The sequence below is a fragment of the Steroidobacter sp. genome (assembly GCF_016790065.1).
Classification (GTDB): domain Bacteria; phylum Pseudomonadota; class Gammaproteobacteria; order Steroidobacterales; family Steroidobacteraceae; genus Steroidobacter.
Genome location: NZ_JAEUPY010000297.1, coordinates 1 through 9,950, shown reverse-complemented (window position 1 = coordinate 9,950; position 9,950 = coordinate 1). Strand labels below are relative to the sequence as shown.

Annotated in this window: 11 protein-coding genes; 6 read left to right on the top strand and 5 right to left on the bottom strand. The window is 60.4% G+C overall.

Going from position 1 to position 9,950, the window contains the following annotated elements:
- Positions 1-720, top strand: a 720-nt coding sequence (locus tag JNL55_RS12610; RefSeq protein ID WP_293853353.1) for a TIGR02391 family protein, incomplete at its 5' end; no start/stop codon positions are given.
- 138 nt (positions 721-858) lie between these two features.
- On the opposite strand, the gene JNL55_RS37435 is transcribed toward JNL55_RS12610, so the two are convergent.
- Positions 859-1,101, bottom strand: a complete 243-nt coding sequence (locus JNL55_RS37435) for a DUF3253 domain-containing protein (protein WP_415923067.1) — start codon at positions 1,099-1,101, stop codon at positions 859-861.
- A gap of 261 nt (positions 1,102-1,362) precedes the next feature.
- Here JNL55_RS37435 and JNL55_RS12605 point away from each other — a divergent pair, with 261 nt between their 5' ends.
- Positions 1,363-2,493 carry a ScyD/ScyE family protein gene (locus JNL55_RS12605; protein ID WP_293853351.1) on the top strand — a complete coding sequence of 377 codons (1,131 nt, stop codon included), beginning with the start codon at positions 1,363-1,365 and terminating at the stop codon, positions 2,491-2,493.
- Between the two features lie 70 nt (positions 2,494-2,563).
- On the opposite strand, the gene JNL55_RS12600 is transcribed toward JNL55_RS12605, so the two are convergent.
- Positions 2,564-3,640 carry a J domain-containing protein gene (locus tag JNL55_RS12600; RefSeq protein WP_293853349.1) on the bottom strand — a complete coding sequence of 359 codons (1,077 nt, stop codon included), beginning with the start codon at positions 3,638-3,640 and terminating at the stop codon, positions 2,564-2,566.
- A gap of 255 nt (positions 3,641-3,895) precedes the next feature.
- On the opposite strand from JNL55_RS12600, the gene JNL55_RS12595 reads away from it, so the two are divergent.
- Together JNL55_RS12595 and tam are read left to right on the top strand one after the other, a co-directional pair.
- Entirely contained in the window at positions 3,896-4,276 is a 381-nt protein-coding gene (locus tag JNL55_RS12595; protein ID WP_293853348.1) for a DUF1090 domain-containing protein, read from the top strand.
- Positions 4,277-4,300: 24 nt separating this feature from the next.
- Positions 4,301-5,068, top strand: a complete 768-nt coding sequence (gene tam / locus JNL55_RS12590; RefSeq protein WP_293853347.1) for a trans-aconitate 2-methyltransferase — start codon at positions 4,301-4,303, stop codon at positions 5,066-5,068.
- 21 nt (positions 5,069-5,089) lie between these two features.
- Here the strand turns inward: tam and JNL55_RS12585 are convergent, their stop codons facing one another.
- Genes JNL55_RS12585 through JNL55_RS12575 form a run of 3 tightly spaced genes read right to left on the bottom strand, consistent with a single transcriptional unit; the run spans position 5,090 to position 8,778 of the window.
- Positions 5,090-6,397: a hypothetical protein gene (locus JNL55_RS12585; RefSeq protein ID WP_293853344.1), complete on the bottom strand. Its 1,308-nt coding sequence runs from the start codon at positions 6,395-6,397 to the stop codon at positions 5,090-5,092.
- 50 nt (positions 6,398-6,447) lie between these two features.
- Positions 6,448-7,629 (bottom strand): ABC transporter permease, encoded by a 1,182-nt coding sequence (locus JNL55_RS12580; RefSeq protein WP_293853342.1) that lies wholly within the window; start codon positions 7,627-7,629, stop codon positions 6,448-6,450.
- 6 nt (positions 7,630-7,635) lie between these two features.
- A complete protein-coding gene (locus JNL55_RS12575; RefSeq protein ID WP_293853339.1) occupies positions 7,636-8,778 on the bottom strand; it encodes an ABC transporter permease in 1,143 nt (380 codons plus the stop codon).
- A gap of 156 nt (positions 8,779-8,934) precedes the next feature.
- Between JNL55_RS12575 and JNL55_RS12570 the strand changes: the two genes are divergently transcribed.
- Positions 8,935-9,504, top strand: a complete 570-nt coding sequence (locus JNL55_RS12570; RefSeq protein ID WP_293853337.1) for an RNA polymerase sigma factor — start codon at positions 8,935-8,937, stop codon at positions 9,502-9,504.
- Positions 9,477-9,950 (top strand): DUF4880 domain-containing protein (locus JNL55_RS12565; RefSeq protein ID WP_293853335.1); only part of this gene is annotated, 474 nt, incomplete at its 3' end. The genes JNL55_RS12570 and JNL55_RS12565, both read left to right, overlap by 28 nt.

Genomic DNA, 9,950 nt, shown 5'->3' with positions numbered 1-9,950 from the left:
TCTGCAGACGTCGTCAATGAAATGCCCACCGAGGAGTTGGCGGCTGTTGTTTTGCAGCACTTGAATCATGAGTTTCAGCATTCGAATCAGTTTCGCAGTCAGTCACCGCCCCGAGTGCACTTGGCGAGCTATTGTGGATCGGAATCTCCGCCGTATGAGGTTGATCAGGGAAAGCAGGTGCGGCACGCGCTTGCTGCCGCCTTCTATCATCTCACGCTCACAGGAATGCTCACACCCGACCCAGATAATCACCAGCACGGATGGTGGAATCCGACGCGCCAAGCGCTTCAACTCCAAACAACTAAGGACTATGCGAGATACGTCCAGGCATCTAAGTATCCGAAGGGTCAAATTCACCCTCTAGTCCAGGAGAGTTCTTATGCCGAATTTCTAAGGGGCGATTATGAGACTGCAGTTTTTAAGGCATTCCGATCTGTGGAGATAGCGATTCGAACCCGCGGAGGGTTTGCGTCCAATGATATTGGCGTGCCGATGGCGAGGAAGGCGTTCCACCCCGAGCATGGGCAGCTTCGAGACGCAACAGAAGAAGGTGGCGAACGACAGGCGCTTGCCGACTTGATGGCGGGTGCAATTGGTCGCTTTAAGAATCCAACGAGTCACCGCGTTGTCGGCATAGATGATCCCGTCGTAGCAATCGAGGTTCTGCAGTTGGCGAGTCTATTGCTGCGGCTAATCGATGGTCGGCCCGACGCAAGTTGATTCGGTTAGGTAGATCGCGAGCTCAGTTTCCGCAGAAACGCAGTTTCCGATCAAGAAGTGGTCCCCCGGACGTTTCCGCGGAAACGTGTCAGCGATTATCCTGCGACTGCAGTCTGTCCGGTTGGGGTGCAAACGCGCTCAGCGCTTCAATCGCAACCGAATCGGTCCCCTCGCGGTCTTCGGATCGACAACTTTGCCGCGTTGAGTGAACTCGATGAGGTTTTGTGACGCCAGGGTTCTAGCGCTGCTCCTGACTTCCTCCATCAGGGCTGGATTCTGTTTGTCATCGCCACTCAGTAGCTCGCTCGGGCAGATTGTTTTGTTCGGTCCGCGAGCTTGAAGGAGTTTGAGGATGCGAGTGCGGTAGTCAGTAGCTGGCATGCCAGGAGTGTAACGAGGTCCGGATCGCATCGATGATCCCGCCCATGACGAGGCGAGTCGTGCTGGCGGCGCTAAGTAGAACTTACATTTGCGGCGGCACAGGGTCCGTGTTTGCGGCTGGTACTTTGGAGCCAATGGCGTATTCCAAATCGATGCGGCATGATCGCGCCGCTGACTTAGCAACGACGCTGCTTCGCTAGTTCAAATCTCCGCAGCGTCGCCTCCGATCCCATCGGTACTCAAAGCAATAAGGCATCTCCCATGAAGACCGCTTTCGCTACGCTGTTGCTACTCACAGCAAGCGCGCCGCTGTTCGCGCAATCGTCGACGCAAACCGTCTTTGTCTCCGGGCTGACGGGTCCGACCAAAACGGATGTCACCTACCTCGGCGGCTTGCTGGTGAGCGAGCGTGGCACTGGCATGAATGACGGGCGCCTGACGGTCGTCGATCGATCCGGGAATGCTCACGCTATCGTCGGCGGATTGCCGTCGGGCATCGATGCGACTAACGGTGTGTCTGGAGCTCAGGGTGTGGTGGTGCGCGGCTGTTGCGTCGTCGATCTGGCGATTGGCGAGGGGGATGTGTTGCGCTTCGAAGGTCCGCCGCGACAGGTGCCGAATCCGACGGGTCCCAATTCGCCGCTGTTCAGCACAGCGTTGCGATTCACGTTCAATCGCACCTTGCACACGGTGAGCGACGCGTTCGAGCTCACTGCTGCCGATCACGCCAAGCTGGCCGACGGCTATAACGTGGAGAAGAAGAACTCCGCCGGCGAATGGCTCATGGTCCGTGTGTTGGCCGATACCAAAGATTTTCGCCCGGACCCAGTGACCAACGTGCGTGGCTCCAATCCATTTGCCCTGACGGATAACAGATCCGAGACCGGCATGCTGCTGGCGGATGCTGGGCAGAACAGCGTGGTCGCCATCGGGCCGTGGTTCGGCCCGCCGCGTACCGTGGTGCGTTTCAACCCGGTGCGTAACGCGGCTGGCGTGATCCCGCCGGTGTCCGATGCTGTACCGACCTCCATTCGGCACTACGAAGGTAGCAAGTACCTCGTCTCGCTATTGACGGGCGTGCCGTTCGTGCCGGGTAACGCCAGCATTCGCGTCGTCGACATTGCCAAGCGGACCGAGCAGCCGCTGATCTCAGGCTTGACTTCAGCGACGGATGTACTGTCGCTTGGCTCGGCCATCTATGTGTTGGAGATCTCGTCCAATCTTTCGCAAGGCGCGCCTGGTCGGCTGTTGCGCTTCGCCAGCCCCACTGCACAGCCTGAAGTGCTGGCCACTGGATTGTTGGGTGCCAGCGGCATGACGTATTCCGCTCCGCTGCGGTCGATCTTCATCACCGAAGTGTTTGCCGGTCGCGTTACTCGCGTGCAGCTGTAACGTCGGGCGACTGTCGTTCAATCGGGGATCTCACGGGCGGGCTGCGACATGTGCGGCCTGCTTCGGCTGGTCAATCCTCGTCCGAGTCGACGTCGAAGCGTCGCTGTTCTTTGAGCCAGCGTTTGGTGGAGCCCTTGTTCGCCAGCACTTCGAGGAAACGCTTCTGCTGATTGATATGCGCCCGAAGTTCTCGGGCGCGGCGTTGTGAGAGCAGATGCAGATCCTGCGGATTGACCGCCCGGCCGGGTGGCAGTTCGTGGTCGACGCGGAAGGCATCTTGGAGCGAGCGCAGCTCGGTTTTCGCTGCTTCGAGCTGCTCAGCCAGCAGTCGATTGAATTGTTGGAGCCGTTCGCTGCCGAGCTGGTTGGCATGATCCGGATCGATGAGTTCGAGTTGTCGCTGGGCCTCGAGCAGCGTCAGCAAGTCGTTAGTCGCATACGCGCGGTTGATCTGTTGCATCAACTCGTTCTTTTCGGCGCGGCGCGCAGCATCGGCCTCGCGATCCGGATGAACAGCGCTGACCAGCTTTCGGTAAAGCTCTCTTAGATACCGCTTCGCGGTCTGCGCACTGGCTTCGGCCTTTTGTTGTCCTCGCGATTTCCGGCGTTCCGCCGAATGCTCCTGCTGACGAGCCTCGTCGTCCTTCATGCGCTCGTAGACGTGCTGGACCAAATCCTCTTCGGATTCGATGTCGGCATCGTCCAGGTCGATGCCCATGTGTTCCTTGGCCTGTTGCTTCAGATCTTCGATCTCTTCGCGCTGCGCTTCCTGGAAGGTCATCGAGCTATGGCGATCGAAGATGGTGCGGATCTCGACATCGTCGGGATTGGCGTGCAAGAGCGCTTCGGCCGTATGGCACGCGATCTCTTTCAACGCGCTTTGGTCCGCTCGCGACCAGCCCTTTTGATCGAGTAGTCGATCGATCACGAACACGGTTTCGCGCGTGACTTGCTTGAGCGACGCGCGCAGTGGATGGATGCGGTCGGCGTGGGTGCTTTTGAATTCCACGACCAGTTCGTCCCACTCGGCTCGCGCACGCCGCATTTTCTCGATCTGCTCGATCAGGTATCGAAAGCGATCTTGAGCAGGCGACGCAGCGGTGCGCGCAGCGGTTCGTGGAACGTGTAGGAGCGATTTTCCGGACATGGGCTGGGGTTGGCTACGGGCGCGTGCTTGGCCTTGTTGAGGTAACAGTGTGAGGGATCACTCCTGCGTACGCCGACGAGTTTGAACGCTTGGCGGAATTCCAGCCGTTTAGGCGATGCAGGTCAAGGTATTTGCGGGCGGGGCTGGCTCGGGCCGCGGCCCGCCAAGCCGGGTTTGTGCAAATTGCCAAGCGCGGCGGAAGTGGTTAAAGGTGCCAGAGCCCTGTCAAACACCGCCCTGATTAAAGGAGTTACCGTGAGAACTCTGGTACTTTTCGTTACTGTGCTGGTCTTTCCTGTGGAAGTTACGGTAGCAGCGGAACCGTCGCCTGCGTGTGATGCCAAGCGCGCCAGCATCGAGGCGCAGATATCAGAGGCGCAAGCGCGGGGGCGAACTCGCGAGGTCGCTGGCCTGAAGCGAGCGTTGAAGAACAATGAGGCGCATTGCACGGATGCGACGTTGGCCAAGGAGCGAGAGGCACAGATGAAGAAGGCGCAGCGAGAGGTGGCGGAGCGAGAAAGAGACCTCAGCGCGGCGGAGGCGAAGGGCGACGTTAAGAAGATCGAAAGCAGGAAAGCCAAGCTCGAGGCGGCGCGGGCTGAACTGGTCGAAGCCGAGAAAGCTCTGCCGCGTTGATAGGCCTAACCCGGAAGAAATCTCATGACCTGGTCTGCTAACCAATACACCCGCTTCGAATCCGAGCGAACGCGACCGGCGCGCGATCTTGTGGCTGCTATTCCGCAGGATTCGGTGCAGTTAGCGGTGGATTTGGGCTGTGGTCCGGGAAACTCAACTGAGGCGCTCCTGGCTCGCTATCCAACGGCTGCGGTGAGCGGCATCGATAGTTCCGAGGACATGATCGACACCGCGCGCAAGCGGCTACCGCATCTGAACTTCGAAGTCGGCGATATCGGTCGCTGGAAGGCGGATCGAGCTGTGGATGTGATTCTCGCGAACGCCTCGCTGCAATGGTTACCGGACCATCAAACCTTGTACCCAAGGCTTCTGGCCCAACTGGCGAAGGGTGGGTGTCTTGCAGTTCAAACACCTGACAATCTATCTGAGACCCCGCATCGCGCGGCACGAGAGCTGGCGGCATCTGCGCAATGGGCGAACAAGATCGGGAGTGTGCGACATCCGGATCGGCACGAAGCTCAGTGGTACTACTCGTTGCTTCGACCATTGTGCTCGCGTGTCGACGTCTGGCGGACAACGTACTTTCACGAACTGCAAGGCCATCAAGCGGTAGTGGAGTGGTTCAAAGGAACGGCGTTGCGGCCGTTCGTCGCTCCCTTGGATGCTCAAGAACGCGAGACGTTTCTCGGGCAGTACTTGGACAAGATCTCCGCCGAGATGCCGATGCTCGAAGGCGGCACGGTGCTGTTACCGTTTCCTCGATTGTTCATTGTTGCGCAAAGGTCAGCGTAGGGCAGCGCCACGAAACGTTTGCTACCGAGGCGGTGGGTCGGTGGGTAAGGGTTCGATGTTGCCCCACTGTTGCAAATAGTAACTCGCTACCCGCACCACATCGATTCTTAGCACATGACTGTCCGGGTGGGCGCGAGCGGGGACGATGATTTCCTGGAGTTGCGGTACCAGATCAATGCCGTCCTTCCCCTGAAGCGCGCGGGCGGCTTCCATCCAAGCTGAGAATTGCGGAGAGATGGCGGCGGCGTCTGCATAGTCTTGTTCCGGCCCGGGCGGGAGAACGAGCTCGCGCAACGCTTTAGCAATGGCGCTGCCAGCTGCAACGACTGCGGGGCCCAGTTCGGTCGGTGGCGGTTGCATGTGAGTGAGTGACCGCAGGGCATCCTGACTGGCTTCACTAAAGTCACCTGTGAGCAGCGCGGTCATCTCGCTAGCGAATTGCGGGCGTTGGCGAATGGCGGCTACGGCAGCGTCGATTCTAGTTTGTGGAACGCCGTAGCGCGTGAATAGCAGCCACTGTTCCAGCGGCGCATCGGGTGCGAGTGCTCGCATCTTCGCTTCCTGCTCGGCTTCGGCGGCGGCTTCTTGTTCGGCGGCAGTGGGAGTGGGCGGCGGGGGCTCGACCAGGCGAACTTGATAGCGGGCGGCGAAAGTTTTGTCGGCGGGCGGTGCAGTCTCGCCGAGCGGATAGGCGGCGTCGATCCAACGGCTCCACTGCAGATCTTTCTGGCCGGGCTGGGCGTCGAAGTCGGGAGCGAACAGCAGGTTTTGCTCCTGGGACAGCCGAGCGCTCAGGACTTTGCGTTTGGCGCTGGTCTGGATCCGCAGCGTTGCAGGCACGATGAACCGACCGTCGATCTGCTGTGCCTTGTCGATTTCGAGTCTCGCGTAACCTTCCGATGAACCGTCGGAGAGTTTGATGAATGTGATGTACGGGTCAGCGCCGTCGATGGTGGGCGCCACGCCGACGGGATATCGCAACTCGACGGCAAGATCGAGTTCCCGGCCATCGATCTCGGGATTGGAGTCCGCGGTGAGCCAGACCAAACCCGTGACGACCAGCGACACCGCAAGCACCGGGCCGACCGTGAGAGCGAGGGTCTTGCCGAAGCCGCCGGTGATTCCAAACCAGCCGCGGGCGATGACGATAGCGAGTAGCAGGCCGAAGAACGCACCCAGCAAAGTCATGGCGACTGCGAAGTAGCCGACGGCGCCTTCGCGATTCGGCATGCGCATCCAGTCCGCGCACAGGCCGGCGGCGGTGCCGATGATGATGCCGGTGAGAGGTGCTGAAACTAAACCGACGCCAATAGCCCCAAGCCAACCCATTCTTATTCTCCGTGCTGTAATTCTAGTGTAATCGGAAGCGGAGCAACTGTTCAGCGAGGCCGCAATCCTGTCGCTATCGGAACCCGTGCGGCACGCAGCGCTGGTAGCAGTCCGCCAACCAACCCCAGCAACACGGCCAGCCCCACGCCGAGCGCAATGGACTCGAAAGTCACACTGAGTTGATAGACCAACTGCGACGGGCTGTTGGTGCTGCCGATCATATTGATCGCTCTGCCGTTGAAGCCAGCACAGGCAATAGCGACACCGACGGCAGCGCCGAGCAGGGCCAACAGCAGCGCTTCGATGAGTACTGAACTAACAATCGTCGCCGAGCCGAAGCCCAGCGCTCGCAAGGTCGCAATCTCGGTGCCGCGAGAACTCACAGCTGAGTACATGGCGTTGAGTGCACCGAACAGCGCGCCGAGTCCCATGATTCCGCCGATGGAGTAGGCGAGCAGGTCGAGCATGCGGTTGAGCGGCTTCGAAGCGCGGGCCACGTATTCCGGTTCGCGATACACGTCGACTTCGACGGCAGGATTGGTCGTCAACGATGTTTTGAACGCATCGAAGTCCGCGGGTGTCGAGAGTTGGACGGTGACGCTGTTGAAAGCCGTGCCGCGATAAGCAGTCAAAACGGTTTCGGCATCGGCCAGCAACGTTGACTCATGGGAGCTGCCACCGGACTCGAAAATGCCGACCACAGTCCATTCACCGCCACGCAAAAGAATCCGATTGCCGACGTCGAGTCCAGCGAAACGAGCTGCAGCCGCTTTGCCGACGATAACTTCATGGACCGCTGGTGAGAACGCACGACCCGCGATGATCCTGATCTCCGGTCGCAGTTCGAGACCTTGCGGACCAACACCACGCAATGTGACGTAGGCGTCCAGGCCGTCACTCTTGCGAGCGACGGGCGCGATGATCAACGTCTCGGCCGATGCAATGGCGCGACCATCAGCGTTGCGGCGTATTCCGGGTGCGTCCGTCACAACGGTCGCAGTGGCGCGCGGCACGTTGCTACCGGCTTCCACCTCGGAGCCGCGACTAAGAACGATGGCGCGCTCGGCGCTCGCACTCTTATCTATCGCGTTTCGAAAGCCCGCAGCCAGCGCCATCACCGATAGCAGCACCGCGACCACGCCAGTGATGGCGATTACGATCACGAACGAAGAGCCGAGCCGTTGCGGCACGTTCTTCAGATTCAACCAAACGATGGCGAAGAGTTGGGCCATAGAGGGTTACGTGACGTGGAGCGCGTCGACGATGCGCAGGCGCTGAGCTTTCCATGCGGGTATCAGGCCGCTGACCAACGCGACCAGTGTGGCCACGAGCAAGCCAGTGCCAACGACGCTCCACGACAGGCGGGTGAGTCCGACAAAATCCGCCAGATTCGGAAACAGCGCCGCAGCCAGAGCCAAACCCAGTGCGGCAGCCAGCCAGCATAAGAACAGCGACTCGGCCAACACCAATACCAAAACTTGCCACGCCGAGAATCCCAGCGTTCGTAACACCGCGAACTCCGGGATCCGCTCGCGAGCGGATTGCGCCATCGTATTGCCGGTTACAAACAACAATGCAAAGAACACTGCGAGCACGATGGCATTGGTGAAATAGGAAATCTCGCCGACCTGCCGGATGGCCGCTTCGGTTTGTTCCTTCTCGTTCTGGGTGCGAGTCTCGTGAGCCGAGTTGGCAAACAACTGATCGATGGCCGCTGCCGTCTGAGCGGACCGCGTTGGATCGGCGATGCGCACGATGAGTCGATCGACGGTGCCTGTGTCGGCGAGCCGTGCCTCATCGAAGTACTCATAATGGATCAGCGCCATCTCGCCTCTGTTGGGATCTTCGGTGTAATCGAAGGTGGCCAGCAGTTCGAAGGTCCAAACCGGGTTGCCGTCTTTGCGGGCAATGGGTGAGCGCACGGGGACTTTATCGCCAAGCTTCAGGCCCAGCCGCTTTTGCATGGCTGGCGTCATCGCGATGGCCGCACGTGTCTTTTGAAACACCGCCAGCTGTTCGGGCGGCATGGCGAACTCAGGCCGGACGGCCAACCAATCCGCCGCATTGGTGGCGAGCGCGTACACGCCATTCTTCGGGTCTTGATAGGCGCCGAAGAAACTGGCCCGGGCGCAAACCCGGGTGACGCCGGGCACTTGTTTGATTCGTTCGGCGGCGGCAATGGGCATCGGTGCGCCGCCTGGAACGCGAGGGTCGGTGAGCAACCGATCCAGATGCTGGTCCTCGATCACCGAGGCAAAACCGGCGTTGATGCCTTCTAATAAGCCGAACAACAGGAACGCGATCAGCACCGACAGCAGCGTCAGCGCCGAGCGCAAAGGTTTGCGTAACAGGCCAGCCAGAATTAGCGGCAGGTATTTCATGCCTGGGCGATGTCGACCCGAATGTTGTTGTTGCCGACCCGATCGAAGCAGCTCGCGGCCGGTATCCTAACCGAACTGCAGCGCTGCGCCAGCTCAGGGCAGGCTCCAAGGAGGGGCCAGTTGCGCCGCCCTGGCGGCTCCCTTAGGCTGCCGGCCGTGCACGACCGCGATGCCCGCAATGCTTGGTTCAAGTCGACGATACTGGCGCATGAGCCGGCGCTACGCCGTCAATTGCGTCGTATGTCGCTGCCGGCTGTGGAAATCGATGATGTCGTGGCCGAGACGCTGGCGCGTGCTTATGTCGCCACCGACTGGGAGCGGATCGACCAGGGCCGCAGCTATCTTTTCACCATCGCTCGCAATTTGCTGACGGACGCGGCACGCCGCAAGGCCGTGGTGTCGTTCGACTTGATGGCCGACCTCGAAGTGCTGAACGTCGTCGATGGCGCCGGTTCGGCGGAAGATGCGGTCAGCGTCCGGGACGAGCTGCGCCGCCTGCAAACCATCATCGATTCGTTACCGCCGCAGTGCCGGCGTGTCTTCGTCATGCGCCGGGTGCAGGAACGTTCGACTCAAGAGATAGCGGCCGAGCTGGCCGTATCGACGTCCACCGTGGAGAAACATTTGACCAAGGCGATCGCGCTCGTCACTCGCGCACTCGCCGAGCATCAGCCCCCGCAACAAAAGTCTGGACCGTCATGGCGCAAAGTGAAAGAAACGCGCTGAGCGATGACGCGGCCGGCTGGGTCGCACGCATCCAAAGCCAGGCGGTCACTCCTGAAACGCGGGAGGAACTGGCGCGCTGGATGGATGCAGATCCGGCGCATGCGGTGGCTTATCTGCGGGCCGAAGCTGCGTGGGAGCGAATGGAACGGCTCAAGGCGATGCCGGCGTCCTCGCTCGAACCGGAGATCGAAACTCCAGTCGTCGCGCCCCGCTGGCGGATGACTCGCCGGGCCGCGTTGGTGAGCGGACTCGGCTTATGCGCTGCCAGTGCCGCAGGTTTCTGGTTCTTCTCGGTGCCGGATGTTTATGAGAGTGGCGTCGGTGAACGCCGGCTGATCGCGCTCTCGGACGGCAGCCGAGTGACGTTGAATACCGCCAGCGTGGTGCAGGTTCACTTCACCGACACGGAGCGTTCGTTACATCTGGTCAGTGGTGAAGCGCTGTTC